We start from the raw sequence: 21296 nt of genomic DNA, 5'->3' as shown, positions 1-21296 counted from the left end.
ATTCCGTTCTCATCGGTGAAGGTAACGATGCCAGTAGTAGCATCTGTTGATATGGAAGTGACAGTTTCGTAGTTGTCAATAATGGTGGAAAGTGAGATTAAAGTTTCTATTCCATCCTCATCAGTATAAGTAAGTGTTCCGTCATTATTATCAACAAAAGTAGTGACCGTTTCCTGAGCTTTTACCAATGCAGCAACATCAAGGGTTGTGGTAGTTCCGTTCTCGTCGGTGAAGGTAACGGCGCCGGTAGTAGCATCTGTCGATATAGAAGTTACAGTTTCGTAGTTGTCGATAATATTAGAAAGAAGAATCTCTGTAGCACTTCCATCCTCATCTGTATAAGTAAGCGTTCCGTCATTATTATCAACTAAAGTAGTGACGGTTTCCTGGGCTTTAACTAATGCGGCAATATCAAGGGTTGTGGTAGTTCCGTTCTCATTGATGAAACTAACAGTGCCGGTATTCGCATCTGTCGATATGGAAGTTACAGTCTCGTAGTTGTCGATAATGGTGGAAAGTGAGATTAAAGTTTCTATTCCATCCTCATCAGTATAAGTAAGCGTTCCGTCGTTGTTATCAACTAAGGTAGTTACCGTTTCCTGAGCTTTTACCAGTGAAGCAACATCAAGGGTTGTAGTATTACCATCCTCATCGATGAAGGTAACGGTACCGGCAGAAGCATCTGTTGAAACCGAAGTTACAGTTTCGTAGTTGTCGATAATATTGGAAAGAAGAATTTCTGTGGTACTTCCATCCTCATCTGTATAAGTAAGTGTTCCGTCATTATTATCAACTAAAGTAGTAACCGTTTCCTGGGCTCTTACCAGTGCAGCAATATCAAGCGTTGTGGTAGTTCCTTCCTCATCGGTAAAGGTAACAATGCCGGTAGTAGCATCGGTCGATATGGAAGTGACAGTTTCATAATTGTCAATAATGGTTGAAAGTGAGATTAAAGTTTCTACTCCATCCTCATCAGTATAAGTAAGTGTTCCATCATTATTGTCAGCCAGGATGGTAAGAGTTTCTGCCCCTCCAATTAGATCAAGAATATCAATTTCGGTTGATGCGCCATCTTCTGCAGTGTAGACGAGATGCTTAGTTTCCGCATTATAAACCAGATGAGTATGAGTTTCATTTGCAGGAATATCAAGCAGAAATTCTGTTCCTTCCTCATTAATATATGTATAGGTGCCGTTTTTGTTATCCTTTAGACTAGTCACCGGATTAATAGACTGATCATCACTTACAAAGATTCTGTTCCATTTATTGTTAAACCAATAATAGTAACCAGGAGTAAGCTCCGCATTTTCTGTAGTATTAAATACCAAAAGACTTTCTACATTTCCATTACTAATACTGGTCTCATCTGTAATTCCGGTAAGACTCACCTGCGGAATAAGAATTCCTTTGTCACTGGACACAATTTCCAATTGACTTGATTCATTTGGCATAGAAGTACCAATACCCACCTGGGCATTAGCGGAAAATGCAAGAGAAATTACTATTAAAGTAAAAATCAATTTTCTCATTTTGGATTTTTCGGATTTGGAATTGCTGCGGCTCTTAAAAGTTCACCTTAGCTTCAATTAATATTGGATTATTTTAAATTCTTAAAACAGAACCTTTTTCTAATTTCACTAAATTATAGCTCTTATGAAATCATTAACAGGAAATGCAAAAAAACGTTAAGCAGGATGATTTGAGGTAAAATTAACCGGGAAAGAGGTGTCTAAATTTAATTTGGATACGCATAAATAGCTGAAATAACAGACCAAAGGAATTTTTGATTTCCCAATTAACATTTGAAAAATATCAACTTCGGACTTACATTTTCCAGCCTTATCTAAAGAAGTTCTGCTGGTTAGGCAGCATTCATTGGTCTGAATAATTCTCAAGTTAACCATCCGGGATTATCACAAATCCATGAGTAAATTGAAAAAGTTGCGTTTCCGCTCCCCGGTAAGATCCTGAACGCCTCCTACTACCAGTTCATCGAACAGGACGAAAAGAACACGATGGTTTGCGGAATCACCACTTTTGTTGCCCATGGTGAAATTGATTTTTTTTCTCACCCGCAATCCTTTTATTAATCTGATAAATTGCGTATGTGAGTCTTTATCGAGATTTATTAGTTCAAATCTTACCTGCATTTTTTTTGTAGAAACCATCTGTAAACTGTGACGATCACTTTGATTCGTAGAAAATGGCCAGCCAAATAAGGATCAAAACCATTACGAGGAAGAGGATCAGGAAAAAGGGGAAATTATCAGTAATAGATCCTGGACCGAAAACAAGGCTGAAGCTTAGAAGAAATACAGTAAAAATGGAAAGGATAAAAAGAATAAGGTTGGTAGAACTATTCTGCACCTTCTCCTCTAAAAAATAATTTATTCCCGACCTCCATTTGGCCAGTGTTTTTCCGGCATTTAGAATAAATTTCTCCACTTCAGAGTCTGTTTCAGCCTTTTAAATATAACTAAAAGATAAATAAAGAAGAAGGATTAAATGCTGTTGCGCTTGAATTTCTTGTTAGTCGAAGAAATTTGAGGAATCAAAAATGTTGTACCCATGAAAAAAAAAGCCTTTTGATTTCTCAAAAGGCTTCATTTTGCTCCTCCTCTTGGGCTCGAACCAAGGACCCTCTGATTAACAGTCAGATGCTCTAACCAACTGAGCTAAGGAGGAATTCCAATATGTCCAGATTTTTTTAAAAAGCTTTCTGATGCTTTTTGCTCCTCCTCTTGGGCTCGAACCAAGGACCCTCTGATTAACAGTCAGATGCTCTAACCAACTGAGCTAAGGAGGACTGTCGCAACCATTTTTGCGGTTGCAAATATAATTTAAAAAATCTATTTCCCTAAACAAAGTGCGAAAAAATTGAGCGGCGTATCACAGTTTTTTCTCCCGTGTTAAATTCGGGAAAGTACTTCGCTTTTTAAATAATTTTGGCGCTGCTAAACTTTAAATATGAAATCACTTACTACCATCCTTTTACTGGTCCTGTCCAACGCTTTTATGACTCTTGCCTGGTATGGGCATTTAAAGTTTGGAGAATGGAAAGGCGTAGCCAAATGGGGGCTTTTTGGGCTCATTGTTATTAGCTGGGGCATCGCCTTTTTTGAATACTGTTTCCAGGTACCGGCAAACCGTATTGGCTTCAGCGGTACCGGCGGCCCTTTTTCCCTGGTGCAGCTAAAAGTGCTTCAGGAAGTCATCACTCTTGTGGTATTTGTGGTCTTTTCGGTGATCTTCTTCAAAAATGAAACCTTCAGTAGCAACCATCTTATAGGATTTGCTTTCCTGATCCTGGCTGTATATTTCATTTTTAAAGGATAGCCAAAAATGCCATTTTTGGCACCTCTAGATTCCGCGGTTACAGTCGCCGTAGTTGATTTCAGACTGGTACTGCTTCAGGTAATCGATGAGATATTCCGCAGTAGTCTTTTCATACGTGCTGATGGGCTGTTGAAAATCTTCCTCATAAACATTAGACAAATAGTCATTCATGGCCACAGTAATTTCCGAAGCATCCGGAAGCAGGCTGCCATCGGCGGCGACAAGCTCTACCCTTCCATTCCTGTATTCCATCACTATCCCTGAATACGCCAAAGAAGGTGCATAAGATGCATTAAGGAAGCCCTCCAGCTGTGCTACAGTCATCTTGAACGAGTCCAGGCCATTTTGAAATGGATCAATGGTGTACAAATCAAAAGGGGTGATGCTACCGTAGTCAAGGCCGGCCCTTATCCCTCCATAATTTTGAAAAACCACATCGGCGCCGGTGATAGTGCGTAACGCATCGGTGTAGAAGCAGGCTGTTTCATTCCTGTCGTGATCTTGCAAAGAGGTGCCTAATTCTTCAAAGAATTCGGGCCTGTTATTGTATGAGGCGATCAACTCTTCCATCGCAGCATCGGTTTCAGTTACATTATTGAGATCGATAAGCTCATAAGTATACGAAGTCACCTCGCCATTTTTCACACTAAGGTTCAATTTGGTGAGCAGCTCAAGGTCTGAACCCGATTGTACCATGTATCTCCCCTTTACCTGCTCATTGTATACCGCATGATTGTGACCACCAACTACCAGGTCAACAAAATCATGCTGCTCCAAAATCATCCTGTCACCGCCTCTGCCGTAGTGGGTGAGCGCCACCACAAGATCGGCAGCCATTACTTCGGAATCATTGCGATATGCCTGCATGGCATCTACACCTTCAGTAAATTCGAGTCCCTTCAATTTCTTCGGATGAGATAGCGGTTTATTATCGGCCGAAGAAGTTTCTACCACACTTATAAATGCGATCTCAAAACCATCTTTTTCAAGGATTACTTTTCCCTGCGGAAGCGTAAAACCTGAATCACTGCTTTCAATATTGGCACAAAGGAAAGGGAAACCGGCTTCGAGCATTCTCTTTTGAAGCACTTCCTGCCCGTAATCAAACTCGTGGTTGCCCAGCGCAGTGACGTCCATCCCGGCCTTACCCATAAGATCTACAATGGGAGATCCTTTTTCGGGGTGGTAATCTACCACAGGATTTCCTGAGAAAATATCTCCTCCCGAAACAAAGAACACCTGCGACTCTGTTTCTTTTTCTTTATCGATGATGGCTTTTATCCTTCCGAAGTTATGAATCTTTCCGTGGGGATCATTAATGGTGTAGATCACAATGCTTTCGGCTTCGGGTTCTACTTCAGGCGGCACCGGATTTTCTGAATTAGCAGCATCATCTGAAGAGCAGGAAAGAACCACAAAAATACCTGCCAAAAATGTCATTTTCCGAAGGTATTCCGGAGCAAAAGAAAATGAAGATGTTTTCATAAAGGATAAAATTGAAGAGGCTGCCTCAAAAATCCGCCGACCGTTTTACGCATTACTGCGCGACGATCATAGAACTGTTGAGTCAGCCTCTCATAAAAATTTTTAGCTAAAATTATTCGAATAACCAGCGATAGATGTCATTCCCGTTGGCAAACAAGACCAGGGCAATTAAGATGACAAAACCGACCAGTTGTGCGTATTCCATGAATTTTTCATTAGGTTTTCTCCCGGTGATCATTTCATACATCAGGAAAACCACGTGACCACCATCCAGTGCCGGGATAGGCAAAATGTTCATAAACGCAAGGATGATAGAAATAAAGGCTGTGGTCATCCAGAAGGCCTGCCAGTTCCACGCATCGGGGAACAGGCCGCCAATGGCGCCAAAACCTCCTACCTGGGTGGCTCCTTTTTTGGTAAAAACGTACTTGAACTGGGCCACATAATCGTGCAGGGTCCAGTAGGCAAGGTCGAAACCTTTAGATATACTTTCGGTAAATGAGTAATGCTCTCTGCTCACCTCGATTGAAGAACCGGGTGCAACCCCAATTTTCCCTTCTTCATCGGGCGTGATCGCTATACTTTGCTGTTGCCCGTCTATGGCACCCGCAGTCTGGCCGTCTACTTCCATACTTGCATACTCACCATTGCGGCTGTAAACCAGTCTTAGCTCTTTTCCTTTGCTGGCTTCAATTTGGCGGGTCACTTCATGCCAGTAACCAACTTCAAAATCATTAATGGCAATAATTCGGTCACCTTTTTTAAGACCGGCCTTATCTGCAGGGCTACCTGCAATTACCGTGTCAAGCACAGGGATGGTCATGGGAACGAAAGGCTGCATCACACCCTGCTCGAACATTTGAGAACCTATGTCTTCGGGAACCGAAATGGTTTCTTCCTGCCCGTTCTGGTGTAGAACGCTAATGCTTTGAACATCTCTCAAAAAGAGGTATTTATTGATATCAATACTATTCTTCAGGTCTTCTCCATTTACCTGCAGCACGCGGTCGCCATCCTGGAAACCGAATTCTTTAAAGGTATCATCTACAGCAAAGCCGTTGGGCATATCTTCAGGTGCTATATAAGGGCTACCCCAGGTGAAAACCACCATCATATAGATAAAGAAACCAAGGACCACATTGACAGTAACCCCACCAACCATAACAATTAGCCGCTGCCATGCCGGTTTACTTCGGAATTCCCAGGGCTTTGGCGGTTGGGCCATTTGCTCCTTGTCCATGCTCTCATCTATCATTCCGGCAATCTTCACATAACCTCCCAGCGGAAGCCATCCAATACCGTACACGGTATCGCCGATTTTCTTCTTTAAAATGGCAAATTTGACATCAAAGAACAGGAAGAATTTTTCAACTTTTATCCCAAACATTTTCGCCGGAATAAAGTGTCCAAGCTCATGCAGAACGATAAGCAGCGATAAACTGAGTATTAATTGTAGTGCTTTTATAAAAAAAGGGTCCATATTTTCTGGCAAAATTAAAATCGCACAAAAGTAACCTTTTAAAGGTTCTCACAAAAGTTTAAAGTTCAGGTGGTTTAGCAGGAGTTCATTTTATGAAGGTTAGGGTTCAAAAATGCCATTTTAGAATTGTAATTTTGTACTCAAATTAATGCTATGCTTAGCTTTTTTGCGAAATATAAATTCTTTGCAATCTTTCTTTTTGTACTGTCGGCGATAATCATCACCATCATTTACAACATCCTGAAACCCACAGAAAGATTACCCGTGTACCAGCCCAGTATGGTAAACAATGAACTGGTAGATTCTACCATGCAGGAAGTACGAAAATATCACACCATCCAGGATTTTAAGCTGTACAACCAAAACGGGGACACCATTACGCAGGATTTTTATAAAAATAAGATCTACATAGCCGATTTCTTCTTCACCACCTGCCAAACGATTTGCCCTATCATGACAGATCATATGCTGCAGATACAGGAAAAGCTAAAAAACGATGATGATGTACTTCTTCTTTCGCACACGGTGATCCCAAATTATGACAGTGTGCCGGTTCTTAGAAAGTATGCCGATGAAAAAGGCGTGATAGATGAAAAATGGAATCTCGTGACCGGCGATAAAAAAGAAATTTACGATCTGGCCCGAAAATCTTATCTGGCGGCAAAAAGTAGCGGTGACGGCGGAGCTTTTGACATGATACATACCGAAAATTTTGTACTGGTAGATAAAGAAAAGAGGATTAGAGGCTTTTATGACGGAACAAATCCCACTGCTATTGAAGACCTTATGCACGATGTGGAGGTACTGAAAAATGAGTACAACGAAGCCGAATCTGATTAGGAAAACAGCATTTAAAAATTCTTTTGTGGATGCAAGTTTTTCTAATAGTAGATTTTGCCTTATTTTTGCCTTGTTTAAAATCAATCTAAATAAACATTGATCACCACTATTGCCGATCTTAAGCGTGGCCAGCGAGGCATCATCAAGGAAATTTCAGCAGAATTAATTCCGCTAAAACTTCTGGAGATGGGTTGTCTTCCGGGGAATGAAGTTCTTCTGGTACAAACAGCCCCGTTTCGGGATCCGCTTTATCTTAACATAAACGGCAGTCACCTGGCGATACGTAAAGAGACCGCCATGCACATCGAAATAGAAATTCTTCCGTAGTCATGGCCAAACAATTGAATGTTGCATTAATTGGCAATCCTAATACAGGGAAAACATCAGTATTTAATCAGCTTACCGGCCTTAACCAGCAGGTAGGAAATTACCCCGGCATTACGGTAGAGAAGAAGGAAGGCGTAAGCAAACTATCCCGCAATGTAAAAGCGCATATTCTAGACCTCCCGGGAACTTACAGCCTTAATGCATCTTCGCTCGATGAAAATGTGGTGATTGAACTGCTGCTCAACAAAAATGATAAAGATTATCCCGATGTTGCAGTGGTGGTAAGTGATGTTGAGAATTTAAAAAGGAACCTGCTGCTTTTCACGCAGATCAAGGATCTGGAAATTCCAACCATCCTGGTCATCAACATGGCCGACAGGATGAAGCGCAAAGGAATTTCACTGGACATTCCTTTGCTTGAAAAAGAATTAAAGACCAAAGTTGTTCTTGTAAGTGCAAGAAAACGCACCGGAATAGATGAGCTGAAAGAGCACATTATCAATTACCGGCATATTTCTACAGAACCCTGTTTAAACGCTTCCAGGATGGACCCGGAGTATTTTGACAGGTTGCAAAGCACATTCCCTAACCAGTCGCTATACAAGCTTTGGCTGGTAATTACCCAGGATGTCAACTTCGGAAATGTAAACAGGAACAGCGCCCCTCTAAGAGAAGATTTCGTTACCAAAGACGCAAGCACGCTTAAGAGGATGCAGCAAAAGGAAACTATACTGCGCTACCAGTTTATCAACAACGTCCTGAAAAAGGGGATGACCGTAGATGTCAATGCTGCCAAGGGACTGCGCGCACAAATGGACAGGGTCTTAACCCACAAGGTTTGGGGTTATGTGATCTTCTTTGCCATTCTTTTATTGATCTTCCAGGCTATTTACGACTGGTCGAGCTACCCAATGGATTTTATTGATGCGACCTTTGCGAAGCTGAGTGAAGTCACAAGAACGGCAATGCCACCGGGACCGTTCACCGATCTTATAGCCGAAGGAATTATTCCCGGTCTTGGCGGTATCGTTATATTCATTCCTCAAATCGCATTCCTGTTTTTGTTTATTTCCATTTTGGAAGAAAGCGGATATATGAGCAGGGTAGTCTTTCTAATGGACAGGACCATGCGCCGCTTTGGGCTTAGTGGAAAAAGTGTTGTGCCGCTGGTTTCGGGAACTGCCTGTGCGATTCCTGCAGTAATGGCCTCCCGAAATATTGAAGACTGGAAAGAAAGGCTTATCACCATTCTTGTTGTGCCATTTACAACCTGTTCGGCCAGGCTTCCGGTTTACCTCATTATCATTGCCCTTGTAATTCCCGATGAATCATTTATGGGATTCAACCTTCAGGGGTTAACCCTCATGCTCCTATACCTCCTTGGTTTTGGAATGGCTATAGGATCGGCCTGGATATTGCACAAGCTCCTCAAAATAAAAAGTAAGTCTTACTTCGTTATTGAAATGCCCAACTACAAATTGCCATTGTTAAAGAACGTGGGAATTAATGTAGTGGAAAAAACAAAAGCTTTTGTGTTAGGCGCCGGAAAGATCATCCTTGCAATCTCTATTATCTTATGGGTGCTTGCAAGTTATGGCCCGGGAGATAACTTCAGCAATGCAAGGGAGATTGTTGAAACCAAATACAGTGAAACCTACCTGCCCGAAGAAGAGATTGACGAATTAGTCGCTTCATATAAGCTTCAGCACTCATACATTGGGAACATTGGAAAAGCTATTGAACCGGCGGTTGCTCCTTTAGGGTACGACTGGAAAATTGGTATAGCTATTGTGAGTTCTTTTGCGGCAAGAGAAGTATTCGTGGGGACTCTTGCAACCATTTACAGCGTGGGTAGTGATGAAGAAGAAACTATTAAGTCCAGAATGGCATCAGAAACCAACCAAATACTTGGAGGCCCGCTTTTCACCTTTGCCAGCGGTGTGAGTTTGCTGTTATTCTATGCCTTTGCCATGCAGTGTATGAGTACGCTGGCAATTGTAAAAAGAGAAACCAACACCTGGAAATGGCCTGTGCTACAGTTGGTGTCTATGACTGTGATAGCCTATGTTGCAGCCTTACTGGCCTTCCAAATTTTAAAATAAGACTATGGAATTACTACAGGAAATACTCGTCTTTATCACCTTCACAATAGCTGTTGGCTACATGTTCACCAAATTTGTATACAAACCGAAATTCATTTTTGGCGGCAAGAAAAAGGCTGATAAAGCCTGTGGAACCGGCTGCGGAAGCTGTCACTAATCGCTTTACGGAAGTGTGGCAGGCAACCTGAGACAATAGATCTAAAGGAAATTCTCTCTAGCAGTTTCAGCTGAAGGATCTGTTTTTCGAAAGCCTTTATTAATGTAGGCACGAACCTGCTGCCCCATATCATTACACCTTCTTCGTATTATTCACCAGCTTGTAATTGCCCGTATGATTTGAACCTCATAGAGCAAGATGCCGATAACCTCTAGAATTTTGCCTATCAACCAAAAAAAAGAATGACAGGATCAGCATTTTAGCTCAATCCAACATCCAGGGTCATCATCACCATAAATCCGCCAATAAACCCCAGGGTAGCAATATCGGTGTACCTGTCTTGTTGAGATTCGGGTATTACTTCTTCCACCACCACAAAGATCATCGCACCGGCTGCAAAACACAGGGCGTAAGGCAAAATTGGTTCAAAGGTCATCACTGCCCAGGCTCCCAGCACCGCTGCCACCGGCTCAACAATAGCCGAAAGCTGCCCATAATTCCAGCTCTTCCAACGGCTCATGCCCTGCCCTCTTAGCGGCGTCGCTACAGCAAAACCTTCAGGGAAATTCTGCAAGCCAATGCCCACTGCCAAAGCTACCGCACCACCTATGCTGGCACCTTCAAGACCCATTGCAGCGCCACCAAACAGCACCCCTATGGCAAGACCTTCAGGAATGTTGTGCAGGGTTATTGCTAGGGTAAGCAGTACAGATTTGTGCCACGGGGTTTTCACCCCTTCCTTATCGGCCATTCTAAAATTTACATGCAGGTGGGGCAGCACTTTGTCCATTCCAAAAATGAATAGCGCTCCAAGGCCAAAACCTACCACTGCGGGAACTACTTTTTCAAAGCCTTCGCCTTTACTCATCTCAATACCTGGTGCCAGCAGGCTCCAAAAACTTGCCGCTACCATTACTCCTCCTGTAAAACCCAACATGCCATCAAAAAGGGCACGATTCATTGTTTTAAAGAAGAAGACAAAAGAAGCTCCCAATGCAGTGAGACCCCAGGTGAATAAAGTGGCTAAAAACGCCGCCAGCACAGGATCTAAAGTTTCAAAATATGCAATTATTCCATCCATTACTCCACAGGTTTTACAAATAAATTGTTTGAAATGCTCTTAGACACATGCAGGTCTTCATCATTGATCTTTATGAACAGGGACTCATCATAAGCTTCCCGGTGTACAACTGTGACCGATTTGCCAAGAGCAATATTATTTTTATCAAGGTATTGTAGGAATTCGGTAGAGGAATCTTTTACGCCTACACATATACCTGATTCTCCTTCCTCAAGGTCGGCTAACAGCACCTTATTGGAAATTCTGAAGTTACCTTCAGCATCGGGAATGGGATCTCCATGCGGATCTCTCTTCGGAAATTCCAGGAATTTGTCCAGCTCATGAGTGAGTTTTTCAGATTTGATGTGTTCAAGCTGTTCGGCAATATCGTGTACCTCATCCCAGCTGAAGTTTAGTTTCTCCACCAGAAAAACCTCCCACAGCCGGTGTTTCCGAATCACTTCAACGGCTGCCTTGTGACCTTTATCGCTCAGCTGCACGCCCTGGTACTTTCGGTATTTCACCAGTTTCTTCTCAGAGAGTTTCTTCAGCATATCGGTGACCGAAGAAGCTTTTGTCTCCATTTCCCCGGCCAATGCGTTAGTACTCACCCCGGCCGGGTAAATTTTTTCAAGATGAAAAATGGTTTTTAAATAATTCTCTTCAGAAAGACTAAACATAAAAGCGATGTTTTTTCGTGTATCAAAATTACATTTTTTATTCATCATAAACAATTTTTAGGCTTACCTAAAAATTGTTTATAGATTTGCAAAAACATACTAATGAAAACACTTTTCTCCCTACTCCTTTTTCTATCCTGCTTGAGCCTTTACAGTCAAACTGCAGAAATCACCGGCCTTATAACCTATAAAGGTGACCCTGTGTCCCTCGTTAATGTTTATCTTGAAGGCACCACAATTGGCACCACGACCAACAACAAGGGCGAATTCTTTATTAAAGTTCCCTTAGGTCACCATGAAATTATCTTACAGGCCATAGGCTTTAAGACTGTACAAAAACATCTTGATGTACTAAACCCTGACCCTCAAAAACTGAGTTTTTCCCTGCAGGAAGATGTTACCGGTTTAGACCAGGTTGTGATCTCAGCCAGCCGCAACGGGCAGCTTAGACATACCGCACCCGTCATAGTCTCTGTAACTTCTGAAAAAGAATTTAATGCTACCCAGTCTATCAGCCTTAGTGACGGACTCAATTTTCAGCCAGGGCTAAGAATGGAAACCAATTGCCAGAACTGCGGTTTTTCACAGGTGCGAATGAATGGTCTTGACGGGGCATATTCGCAGATCCTCATTGACAGCCGCCCCGTCTTTAGTGCCCTTAACGGCGTTTACGGCCTCGATCAAATCCCGGCCAATTCTATTGAAAGAATTGAAGTGGTGCGAGGCGGGGGCTCGGCACTTTATGGCTCAAATGCCATTGCCGGCACCATTAATATTATCACTAAAGTTCCTACCGAAAATTACTATGAAATAGCCGGAAACCTTGCCGCCATTAACGCCGAAGCCGGCGACAGGGCTATTACCATGAATACTACTGTTCTTTCTGAAAACTACAACGCCGGGCTCAATGCCTACGGAATGTTTAGGGATCGAAATCCTTATGATCATAATGAAGACGGCTATACCGAACTTACTGCCGTTGAGAATAAAACCTTCGGATTTAAATCATTTTACACACCGAATGACCGCAGCAGGATAAGTCTTGACTTTAATACCATTCACGAATTCCGGCGCGGCGGTAATAAATTGCATCTTCAGCCTTTTGAAGCCGATATTACCGAGCAGATTTCAAGTGAAGTGCTTGGAGGAGGGCTTACTTACGCGGCTTCTTCCAGGAGCAGGGACATTAGATATTCTGTTTACGCTACTACCCAACTTTCCAAAAATGACAATTTTTATGGGGGCCAGGGAGAAACTTCCGAAGAAAGCCTGAAGGGCTACGGCAATTCCATGGACAACACTTACCTGCTGGGAACACAATTTTCTTTTGATCAGGAGAATTTCCTTGGCTCATTCGCCACTTTCACTACTGGATTTGAATTCAAGAACAACCTCATGCGAGACCGCAAGCCCGGTTATAATGCGCACATCAATCAAAACCTGAACATTCTTGGCATCTACGCACAACAGGAATGGCAGGCGACCGGCAAACTCACCGTATTGGGCGGCCTGCGTGCCGATTTTCACAACGCAGCCGAAGAAAATGTGGTGCTAAACCCACGAATAAATCTATTGTTTTCTGAAAGTGAACATTTACAATTCCGGGCCAGCTATGCCAAAGGTTTTAGGGCGCCACAGGTTTTTACTGAAGATATTCACGCCAGGATCGCTGCAGGAGAAGTGAGCCTGGTCACATTTGCCAATGATCTTCAGTCAGAAACCTCACATAGTTACCTGGCTTCCGCAGAATGGAACAAAACCACATTAGATGACAATTACCGGCTCACGCTCGAAGCTTTTTACACCCGGCTACAAGATCCGTTTATCCTGGAGAGCATTTCTGAAATCACTTTCGAGAAAAACAACGGCGAAGGGGCCAATGTTTACGGACTAAATCTTGATGTGGTTGTGGCTCCAAATGAAGACTGGATCTTGCAAATGGGCGGCACGCTCCAAAGATCCAAATACGATTTTCCTGTCCAGTTTAGTAATGATTCTTCTGTACCTCTTAAAAATGCCAGAAATTTCTTTAAATCTCCTGATCTCTACGGAAATTTCATTCTCACTTATGCGCCAGTAAAGCAGTGGCAAAACAATATGTCGGGTGTCTATACAGGCAGCATGTATGTGCCTCACCTTGCAGGTTATATTGAAAATGACCGTCTTGAAAAAACTGAAGACTTTATGGAGATCAACCTGAAAACTGCATATATCTTTAAATTATCTGAAGAATTTCAGCTTGAACTGAATGCAGGGCTTCAGAATATTTTCAACGAATACCAGCAGGATTTTGACCGCGGAGTTGAGCGGGATGCGAATTACGTCTACGGCCCCACCCGGCCCAGAACTATTTTCGTGGGAATAAAAATTGGTAACAGGCTGCTGCAGTAGAACATTAAAAGCCTCTTTCTTTCTGTATTTGCTCATATGCTTCCTGCACTTTACGGAATTTTTCTTCGGCGCCCTTGATGTAGGCTTCATCCATATGCTGAATCTTGTCGGGGTGATATTTCTTGGCCATTGTTCTAAAGGCCTTTTTCACCTCGGCATCGGTAGCCGATTTATCGATCTCAAGAATTTTGTAAGCATTATCGGTAGTCTTAAAGAACATGGCGTAAAGACTTTCAAAATCTTTCGCTCCTATTCTCAAATGGCCGGCAATTTGCCTAATTTTTTCAGCTTCGGCCTGGCTCACATTGCCGTCGGCATTGGCTATGCTGAACAAAAAGTGAACTATTTGTAAGCGGGCAGCATACTGGGTACGGGCTGCTAAAAATGCAGAAATGCGCCTCTCGTCGAGTTCGCGATCTTTTACAACATCATTAAAAGTTCGAAAAACAGCATTTGCACGATCTTTTCCGTAAGCCTGGACAAAGTAATTGCGCACATAATCCATCTCTTTCTGGCTCACCTGCCCGTCAGCCTTGATTACAATAGCCGACAGGGTTAAGAGATGAAGTTCAAAATCTCCGGGGGTTACACGCTCCTCTTCGTTTGATACCCTGAATCCGCCTTTGCGGTTGGTAAGAGCATCTATAAGGCTTCCTATAATAAATCCGAGGATGGCTCCACGAATACCATAAAACATAAAACCGACAAAAGCGGCAAACCATTTGATCATTAGGGTACTTTTGGGCTGCAAAGATAACATTTTACAACTTCTTTCTTTTAGCAGAGCAGCTTGCGAGGCTTTAACTTTCGAAAATTTATGCTCTTACTTTTATTTGGTATCTTTGTGTCTTTAGTTTTAACGAAAAAAAATTGATATATGTATCCACCGGAATTAGTTAAGCCAATGCGTGAGGATCTCACCAGTGTTGGGTTTGAAGAATTACATACAGTAGAGCAGGTTGATGAGGCAATTGCCAGAAAAGGTACTACCCTGGTGGTGGTGAATTCTGTTTGCGGTTGCGCGGCGGCAAATGCCCGTCCTGCAGCAAGAATAAGCTTGCAAAACAGCAAGAGACCAGACAATTTGGTCACTGTTTTTGCAGGAGTAGACCGTGAAGCTACAGAAAAGGCCCGCGATTATATGGTACCGTTCCCTCCATCTTCACCTTCTATGGCTTTGTTTAGAGATGGCGAATTGGTGCACATGCTGGAGCGCCATCACATTGAAGGTCGCCCTGCCGAACTTATTGCTGAAAATCTTACTGAAGCTTACAACGAGTTCTGCTAAGAATAACAACAGTTTATATTCTAAGGTTGTCAAAAATGTCATTTTTGACAACCTTTTTTTATGCAATAACCTGAAGCACTGCATAAGTGCAGAACAAATCATACTAATGCATTTCTGTTTTGCACGGCAGGAATTAAATGCAGAAATTGCAGCCTTTGCAAGCAAGTGAAAATGAAAACTTTCAAAAAGATCCTTTCCTACCCGCTTTCGGTAGTTTTTTACACCTTATTTTTTCTCAACCTGCTGGTATTCCACCTCATACAATGGTTATGTTTTAACCTGGGAAGATATCAGGCCCACAAAAAGAGCGTTGACATCTTTAATTTCTTTTTGCTGCGCTGCCTCAATGTTCTTGGCACCCGCTTCAGTATAGAGAATAAATATAACCTGCCTACAGACAGGCCCTGTATCTTCGTGGCAAACCACCAGGGCATGTACGATATTCCGCCTATAATCTGGCATTTTAGGAAGCACCACCCAAAGTTTGTGAGCAAAAAAGAATTGGGCCACGGAATTCCAAGTATTTCTTATAACCTTCGTCACGGCGGAAACCTTCTCATAGACCGAAAAAATGGCCGCGAGGCTTTAGTGAAAATGAGCAAATTTGCCGATTACCTCAACCAGAATAATAGATCGGCAGTTATTTTTCCTGAAGGAACCCGCAGCCGCACTGGAGCTCCCAAAAAATTTGCTGTTCAGGGCTTGCAGCTGCTCATCAAGAAAATGCCTGAAGCCGTTATTGTGCCCATTACCATCAACAACAGCTGGAAATTGTTTCGCTACGGAAGTTTTCCCATGGGCATTGGCGTTCACCTCAAACTTAAGGTTCACGAACCGGTTTCAGCAAAATCAGATACTCCCGATGCCCTTGTGGCCCAGGTTGAACGCAGCATTACCGCCGACATCATCTAAAAATGCCATTTTTAACACCCTATGGATAAAGACCAGATCATTGCCAACACTGTTGATTTCGTTAAGGAAAAATTGAAAAATGCTGAAGGCGGCCACGACTGGTTCCATATTGAACGGGTATTTAAAAATGCCAAAATTATTGCCGCTTCCGAAGATGTGAATGGATTTATCGTGGCCCTTGGGGCGCTGCTTCACGACATTGCCGATTCAAAGTTTCACAATGGCGATGAAACTATAGGCCCCAGAATTGCGCGACAGTTTTTATACGAACAACAGGTGCCCGAAGATGATATTCTTCATGTAGAGAACATCATCAAATGGATCTCTTTTAAAGGAGGAAATGAAGCCCAGGAATTCCATTCTCCCGAACTTGATGTAGTGCAGGATGCCGATCGCCTCGACGCTCTTGGTGCCATTGGAATTGCCCGTACCTTTAATTATGGCGGACATAAAGGCCGACCCATCTTTGATCCCGATGTAAAACCGAATCTACATATGACCAAAGAAGAATATAAAGCTTCTTCAGCACCAACAATAAATCATTTCTACGAGAAACTTTTCCTGCTTAAAGACAGGATGAATACAAAAACGGGAAAAAATTTAGCCGAAGAACGTCATGATTTTATGGTCGGGTTTCTTGAACAGTTCTATAAGGAGTGGGGACTACCCTCTCAAAAATGGCATTTTTAGAACAGCTTCATCTGGCCATCTTTATACTGCTCGTGCAAATCGCAATTTAAAACCGGGCGCTCCCTGTCCTTTAGGTAAAGCTTTCGGGCAATAGCAAATTGCTGCGCCACCTGGTCAGCGATGTTTCCATCTCCCTTCATTCGGGTTCCAAAGCGGCTGTCGTTGAGATTTCCGCCGTGACATTCAGAGATTTGATGCAGCACTTTTTCTGCCTTTCCCGGCATGGCTTTTCGAATCCATGAGGCAAAGATCTCACCAATAGCCCCATTAAGCCTAACCACGGTATAGCCTACCCCACAAGCGCCCCTTTCTGAAATTTCTTTCACCAGCGGCAGGATCTCATGGCTGTTAATTGATGGAATAATGGGCGCCATCATCACATTCACCGGAACCCCTTTATTACTGAGCAACTCCAGTGTCTGCAACCGCTTTTTAATGCTGGCTGTGCGCGGTTCCAGCAGTTGCCGGGTTTTTTCTTCCAGAGAAGTAATTGACAAATTTACCCGCACCAAATTGTCTTTTGCCAGTTCCTGAAGAATGTCCAGATCCCTTTGAACAAGGGCATTTTTGGTGATTATGCCTACCGGGTGCTTGTACTTCAAAAAAATTTGAAGCAGCTGCCTAGTGATCTGCAGTTTACGCTCTACAGGCTGATAACAATCTGTATTCCCCGAAAGCACAATAGGAGCCGCTTTCCAGCTTTTACTCCGTAGTTTCGCTTCCAGCAGTTGTGGGGCATTTCGCTTTACCAGAATTTTTTGTTCAAAATCGAGCCCGGCACCAAAACCCCAATATTCGTGAGAATTGCGGGCATAGCAATAAACACAGCCGTGTTCGCAGCCCTGGTATGGGTTTAGAGAAAATTCCAGCCCCACATCGGGGCTGGTAACTTTGTTGACTATAGTTTTTGGAAAAGTATCGAGAAAAGCGGTTTTTGAAGAAGTAGCCTCCTCCCCTTCAGCAGCACAATAGTTCAGGAAATCATCCCTCATCTCGTAAGATAAAGCGTCAAACCTGTTCTTTACCTGCTCCTGTGCTCCCCTACCTTTTATAAAATCGTTCCTCTCCATAGGAACAAAAATAGGATATTTTCCTTTTATGTGGAAATTTTCCTATTCTCCTGGAAAGTTGGCTTTACGTTTATTGAGAAAAGCAGAAGTTCCTTCTTTAAAATCTTCGGTTCCAAATGAGCTTCCGAAGCCATCAATTTCAACTTCAAATCCGTTAACCCCCACTTCATAATTGGCATTTACAGCCCGTATAGCTGCCGAAATTGCCACCATAGAATTGTTCATGATCTTACCGGCCAGTTTTTCGGCAAGCGGAATAAGGTCTTCGGGGGCGGTAACATAGTTTACAAGCTGATAATCCAGCGCCTGTTGTGCATCGATCATTCCTGCGGTCATGATCATTTCCATCGCCCTGCCTTTGCCCACAAGCTGCGGCAATCTTTGTGTACCTCCATAACCGGGAATCACTCCCAAAGAAACTTCGGGTAATCCCATTTTAGCGTTGTCGCTGGCAATTCTAAAATGTGCTGCCATGGCGAGTTCAAGACCGCCACCCAAAGCAAAACCGTTAACGGCTGCTATGACTGGCTTCGGAAAGTTTGCCACCACATCAAATAATTTCTCCTGACCTTCAGCCGCAAGACGCCGACCTTCTTTTGGGGAAAATTCAGCAAATTCACTAATATCAGCTCCGGCAACAAAAGCCTTTTCCCCGCTTCCGGAGAGAATGATCACCTTAATATCGTGATCTTCCCTGGCCGACTCAAAAGCCTCGTTAAGTTCGGCTATAGTAGCTTTATTAAGGGCGTTGAGCTTGTTAGGCCGGTTAATTGTAATGTAGCCAATGTGGTTGTTCTCTTCGAACAGAATATTTTCAAAGTTCATATTTAACTATTTTGGAAAATGTACCTTAAAGATAGTGCCTTTATTTAATTTGGACGAAAACTCAATGCTTCCGCCACAACTTTCAACAATATTTTTCACCATGGCAAGGCCCAGACCCATTCCGCTGGATTTTGTGGTGAACTTGGGCTCAAAGACCTTCTCTTTGTTCTCTTCGGAAATTCCCACCCCATTATCGGACACTATAAGGCAGGCACGATCTTCTTCCTGGGTCACCGTTACCAGCACCGCCGGATGTTCCTCTTTTTCTACAGCCTGTACCGCATTTTTCACAAGGTTGGTCACTACCCGAATAAGCTGAGTACGATCAAACTTGGCCACTATTTCTTCTTTTTCCGAAGAAAAAAGGATGTAATCTTCATTGAAAATATCGAGTGCCAGTTTTACTATTTTTGGAACATTTAGCGTCTCATTTTGCTGCGCCGGCATCTTGGCAAAATTTGAAAAGGCCGAAGCAATGGAGCTCATGGTATCAATTTGCGTGATCAAAGTATCGCTGAACTCGTCTACCTTTTGCTGCATTTGAGGGTCATTGGGATCAAATTTTCTCTGGAAGCTTTGCACGCTTAAACGCATGGGCGTAAGCGGATTCTTGATCTCGTGCGCCACCTGCTTTGCCATCTCGCGCCAGGCCTGCTCACGCTCGCTGGTAGCCAGTTTGGCTGCGCTTTCTTCCAACTCGTCGATCATCGAATTATATGCCGCCACGAGCGTATAGATCTCTTCGCTTACATTGCCAATCTCGATCTTTTGGTTCTTCTTGTCGAGCCGGGTTTGATGTATCCTTTCTGAAACTGTTTTTAAACTGCGCGTAATGTATTTTGAAAGGAAGTAAGCCAGCAAAATTGCCAGCACCAGCATAAACAAGTACACCTCGGTAAGTTTTACAAGGAAGTTTCTAAGGTCGCGGGTGATGAAGTAATCATCTTCGAGATATGGAAGATTGAGAATGGCGAGGGGCCGGAATTTATTGTCGGTAATATAAGTGTAAGAAGACTGAAATCTTTTGTCATTTTTGACAGTCTGCCGAATGATCCTCTTTCTCGATGATGATTCGAGCTGCTCAAGTACACTATTGCTCAGACGAAGATCGGTGGTGTCGGGAAAAAAAGACTGGTTTGATTTTAATATGAGATCTCCCTCAAGACTGTAGATATTAATTGGCATATTGTGCACCTGGGAAATCTCATGGATCTTGTCCCGTTCCTTTAAAATAAGATAGAGATTTTCTTCACTTACCTCATAAGTGGTACTTTCTACCACGAACTTGATGTGCTCCCTTATTGCCTCTTCTTTGCGTTCAAGCCTCTCTTTATGATAATCCTGGGCTTCCTGCTTGTACTGCAGTACGGTTATTCCTCCAATAAGGATTGACGCCAGTAGCACCAGCACAATCATAGACAGGAATATTCGGGTTCTTAAAGAAAACTTCAAAAAAGATGATTTTAAAATGCCAAAATACGCAACAATAATTGAACCGTTCTAATGATCCTGTTTTCTGGTGCGTATGCGTTTATACATTTTCACTCCCAGCATTAACATTGCAGCAAGTAAAAAGATACCTATTAAGCCAAAGATCCAGTTAAACGCATCTTTAAGAATAACAAGAAATACTACCGCAAACAGGATAAGCGTTGATCCTTCATTCCAGAGCCTCATTTGGTTGGAAGTCCAGGTGGTCTTATCGCTTTGCAGTTGTTTAAAGATATGATGAGTTTTAGCATGATAGGCAAAAAGAAGCAACACAAAAGCAAGTTTTACGTGCATCCAGGGCATTTGGAGCCAGTCTGGCACCAGGATAAGCAGCCATACTGCAAACAAAGTAGCGAGTACAGCCGAGGGCCAGGTAATGATGTACCACAACCTCCTGGTCATGATCTTTAATTGATCGCTTAAAATGCTGTTTTCAGGTTCGGGCTTATCAAGGGCTTCGATGTGGTAAATAAAGAGCCGCGGAATATAAAAAAGTCCGGCGAACCAGGTGATCACAAAAATGAGATGCAGGGACTTGATGTAGTTGTAATATTCCAATTTATGCTGAAGGTTTTTTATTGGGGTTGAGGTGTGTGTGGAAGATGGCAAAGATGAGCACCAAAGTGCCTGTCAACCTGTAAATCATCACAAATGGAAATTTTTTTAAGCCAATTTCTCTAAACCCCTTCCTTTTTAGTTGAAAAGCTTCAGGATTTGTCTTCAAATATTCTGTGGCGTTTTCAACTTCAGAAGTAAATTCATCTCCTAAACCTTTTTTTTGATCTTCATACCATGAGTATGCTTTGAACAAATCTCGCTGAGCCTCCTCCCGGAATTTCACATTATAATTCATAAGAATCGTTAAGATTCTTTTTGACTTCTTCCCACGTATAAGATTTACCACTGCTTTGAAGATGATCTTCGTACCTCCTCATCAACTCCTCCTCCTGTTCGGCAGAAATACTTAATTCTTCAGAAAGTTCTGTATATGCATCCAGGCGATACTCTTCACCGGCTTCAGAAACTCCAAAGAGTAATTCTTCTACCTTTTTTAAAATAACCTCATTCTCACAGGCGATTATCTTTTCCAGAAGTTCTAATTTTAGCTTATCCTTTTCCATAGTATATCAAAGATAATGAAAAGCCCGTTCTAAAGCTAAGG

The 21296-nt window shown here is 42.7% G+C and carries 22 protein-coding genes, 2 tRNA genes and 1 pseudogene; 9 read left to right on the top strand and 16 right to left on the bottom strand.

Features of this window, described 5'->3' with window-relative positions:
* The 5 genes and pseudogenes from ACQ93I_RS06065 to ACQ93I_RS06045 all read right to left on the bottom strand — a co-directional run.
* Positions 1-1529, bottom strand: a pseudogene (locus tag ACQ93I_RS06065) (hypothetical protein); the annotation flags it as partial.
* Between the two features lie 384 nt (positions 1530-1913).
* Positions 1914-2150, bottom strand: coding sequence for a hypothetical protein (locus ACQ93I_RS06060; protein ID WP_431697655.1), 237 nt, complete (start codon positions 2148-2150; stop codon positions 1914-1916).
* Between the two features lie 34 nt (positions 2151-2184).
* Positions 2185-2445 carry a hypothetical protein gene (locus tag ACQ93I_RS06055; RefSeq protein WP_431697654.1) on the bottom strand — a complete coding sequence of 87 codons (261 nt, stop codon included), beginning with the start codon at positions 2443-2445 and terminating at the stop codon, positions 2185-2187.
* A gap of 166 nt (positions 2446-2611) precedes the next feature.
* A tRNA-Asn gene (locus ACQ93I_RS06050) sits at positions 2612-2685 on the bottom strand.
* Positions 2686-2732: 47 nt separating this feature from the next.
* A tRNA-Asn gene (locus ACQ93I_RS06045) sits at positions 2733-2806 on the bottom strand.
* Between the two features lie 161 nt (positions 2807-2967).
* On the opposite strand from ACQ93I_RS06045, the gene ACQ93I_RS06040 reads away from it, so the two are divergent.
* Entirely contained in the window at positions 2968-3336 is a 369-nt protein-coding gene (locus tag ACQ93I_RS06040; RefSeq protein ID WP_431697652.1) for a DMT family protein, read from the top strand.
* A gap of 24 nt (positions 3337-3360) precedes the next feature.
* On the opposite strand, the gene ACQ93I_RS06035 is transcribed toward ACQ93I_RS06040, so the two are convergent.
* Both ACQ93I_RS06035 and rseP read right to left on the bottom strand, forming a co-directional pair.
* Complete coding sequence (locus ACQ93I_RS06035; RefSeq protein ID WP_431697651.1) at positions 3361-4821, bottom strand: bifunctional metallophosphatase/5'-nucleotidase; 1461 nt, start codon at positions 4819-4821, stop codon at positions 3361-3363.
* Positions 4822-4933: 112 nt separating this feature from the next.
* Positions 4934-6301: an RIP metalloprotease RseP gene (gene rseP, locus ACQ93I_RS06030; protein ID WP_431697650.1), complete on the bottom strand. Its 1368-nt coding sequence runs from the start codon at positions 6299-6301 to the stop codon at positions 4934-4936.
* A 153-nt stretch (positions 6302-6454) separates the two neighbouring features.
* Here rseP and ACQ93I_RS06025 point away from each other — a divergent pair, with 153 nt between their 5' ends.
* The 4 genes from ACQ93I_RS06025 to ACQ93I_RS06010 all read left to right on the top strand — a co-directional run bounded on the left by ACQ93I_RS06025 (position 6455) and on the right by ACQ93I_RS06010 (position 9727).
* Complete coding sequence (locus tag ACQ93I_RS06025; protein WP_431697649.1) at positions 6455-7141, top strand: SCO family protein; 687 nt, start codon at positions 6455-6457, stop codon at positions 7139-7141.
* A 96-nt stretch (positions 7142-7237) separates the two neighbouring features.
* The gene (locus tag ACQ93I_RS06020) at positions 7238-7468 is read left to right on the top strand and encodes a FeoA family protein (RefSeq protein WP_265165116.1); all 231 of its coding nucleotides are present in this window, start codon (positions 7238-7240) and stop codon (positions 7466-7468) included.
* A gap of 2 nt (positions 7469-7470) precedes the next feature.
* Positions 7471-9570: a ferrous iron transport protein B gene (feoB, locus tag ACQ93I_RS06015; protein ID WP_431697648.1), complete on the top strand. Its 2100-nt coding sequence runs from the start codon at positions 7471-7473 to the stop codon at positions 9568-9570.
* 4 nt (positions 9571-9574) lie between these two features.
* Positions 9575-9727 (top strand): hypothetical protein, encoded by a 153-nt coding sequence (locus tag ACQ93I_RS06010; RefSeq protein ID WP_266070834.1) that lies wholly within the window; start codon positions 9575-9577, stop codon positions 9725-9727.
* Positions 9728-9986: 259 nt separating this feature from the next.
* Here ACQ93I_RS06010 and ACQ93I_RS06005 read toward each other — a convergent pair whose 3' ends face one another.
* Together ACQ93I_RS06005 and ACQ93I_RS06000 are read right to left on the bottom strand one after the other, a co-directional pair.
* Positions 9987-10808 (bottom strand): ZIP family metal transporter, encoded by an 822-nt coding sequence (locus ACQ93I_RS06005; RefSeq protein WP_431697647.1) that lies wholly within the window; start codon positions 10806-10808, stop codon positions 9987-9989.
* Positions 10808-11467: a metal-dependent transcriptional regulator gene (locus ACQ93I_RS06000; RefSeq protein WP_431697661.1), complete on the bottom strand. Its 660-nt coding sequence runs from the start codon at positions 11465-11467 to the stop codon at positions 10808-10810. Before ACQ93I_RS06000 ends, ACQ93I_RS06005 begins: the two co-directional genes overlap by 1 nt.
* Positions 11468-11569: 102 nt before the next feature.
* On the opposite strand from ACQ93I_RS06000, the gene ACQ93I_RS05995 reads away from it, so the two are divergent.
* Positions 11570-13858, top strand: a complete 2289-nt coding sequence (locus ACQ93I_RS05995; protein ID WP_431697645.1) for a TonB-dependent receptor — start codon at positions 11570-11572, stop codon at positions 13856-13858.
* Between the two features lie 4 nt (positions 13859-13862).
* On the opposite strand, the gene ACQ93I_RS05990 is transcribed toward ACQ93I_RS05995, so the two are convergent.
* Positions 13863-14588 carry a TerB family tellurite resistance protein gene (locus tag ACQ93I_RS05990; protein ID WP_431697644.1) on the bottom strand — a complete coding sequence of 242 codons (726 nt, stop codon included), beginning with the start codon at positions 14586-14588 and terminating at the stop codon, positions 13863-13865.
* 147 nt (positions 14589-14735) lie between these two features.
* Here ACQ93I_RS05990 and ACQ93I_RS05985 point away from each other — a divergent pair, with 147 nt between their 5' ends.
* The 3 genes from ACQ93I_RS05985 (at position 14736) to ACQ93I_RS05975 (ending at position 16748) form a co-directional block, all read left to right on the top strand.
* On the top strand, positions 14736-15146 hold the full coding sequence (locus ACQ93I_RS05985) for a BrxA/BrxB family bacilliredoxin (protein ID WP_431697643.1): 411 nt from the start codon (positions 14736-14738) through the stop codon (positions 15144-15146).
* A 171-nt stretch (positions 15147-15317) separates the two neighbouring features.
* Positions 15318-16058, top strand: a complete 741-nt coding sequence (locus tag ACQ93I_RS05980; RefSeq protein ID WP_431697642.1) for a lysophospholipid acyltransferase family protein — start codon at positions 15318-15320, stop codon at positions 16056-16058.
* Positions 16059-16079: 21 nt separating this feature from the next.
* Positions 16080-16748, top strand: a complete 669-nt coding sequence (locus tag ACQ93I_RS05975; protein WP_431697641.1) for an HD domain-containing protein — start codon at positions 16080-16082, stop codon at positions 16746-16748.
* Here the strand turns inward: ACQ93I_RS05975 and ACQ93I_RS05970 are convergent.
* The 6 genes from ACQ93I_RS05970 to ACQ93I_RS05945 all read right to left on the bottom strand — a co-directional run bounded on the left by ACQ93I_RS05970 (position 16745) and on the right by ACQ93I_RS05945 (position 21255).
* Positions 16745-17818, bottom strand: coding sequence for a PA0069 family radical SAM protein (locus ACQ93I_RS05970; RefSeq protein ID WP_431697640.1), 1074 nt, complete (start codon positions 17816-17818; stop codon positions 16745-16747). The two genes, ACQ93I_RS05975 and ACQ93I_RS05970, sit on opposite strands and share 4 nt — an antisense overlap.
* Positions 17819-17860: 42 nt before the next feature.
* Complete coding sequence (locus tag ACQ93I_RS05965; RefSeq protein WP_431697639.1) at positions 17861-18643, bottom strand: enoyl-CoA hydratase/isomerase family protein; 783 nt, start codon at positions 18641-18643, stop codon at positions 17861-17863.
* Positions 18644-18649: 6 nt separating this feature from the next.
* The gene (locus ACQ93I_RS05960; RefSeq protein ID WP_266070862.1) at positions 18650-20059 is read right to left on the bottom strand and encodes a sensor histidine kinase; all 1410 of its coding nucleotides are present in this window, start codon (positions 20057-20059) and stop codon (positions 18650-18652) included.
* An 84-nt stretch (positions 20060-20143) separates the two neighbouring features.
* The gene (locus ACQ93I_RS05955; RefSeq protein ID WP_431697638.1) at positions 20144-20692 is read right to left on the bottom strand and encodes a CopD family protein; all 549 of its coding nucleotides are present in this window, start codon (positions 20690-20692) and stop codon (positions 20144-20146) included.
* A 1-nt stretch (position 20693) separates the two neighbouring features.
* Positions 20694-20987, bottom strand: a complete 294-nt coding sequence (locus ACQ93I_RS05950; protein WP_431697637.1) for a type II toxin-antitoxin system RelE/ParE family toxin — start codon at positions 20985-20987, stop codon at positions 20694-20696.
* Positions 20977-21255, bottom strand: a complete 279-nt coding sequence (locus ACQ93I_RS05945) for a hypothetical protein (RefSeq protein ID WP_431697636.1) — start codon at positions 21253-21255, stop codon at positions 20977-20979. Before ACQ93I_RS05945 ends, ACQ93I_RS05950 begins: the two co-directional genes overlap by 11 nt.
* Positions 21256-21296: the final 41 nt, after the last annotated feature.

Source organism: Salinimicrobium sp. WS361 (genome assembly GCF_050750585.1).
GTDB lineage: Bacteria > Bacteroidota > Bacteroidia > Flavobacteriales > Flavobacteriaceae > Salinimicrobium.
This window is presented reverse-complemented; position numbering and strand designations above follow the sequence as displayed.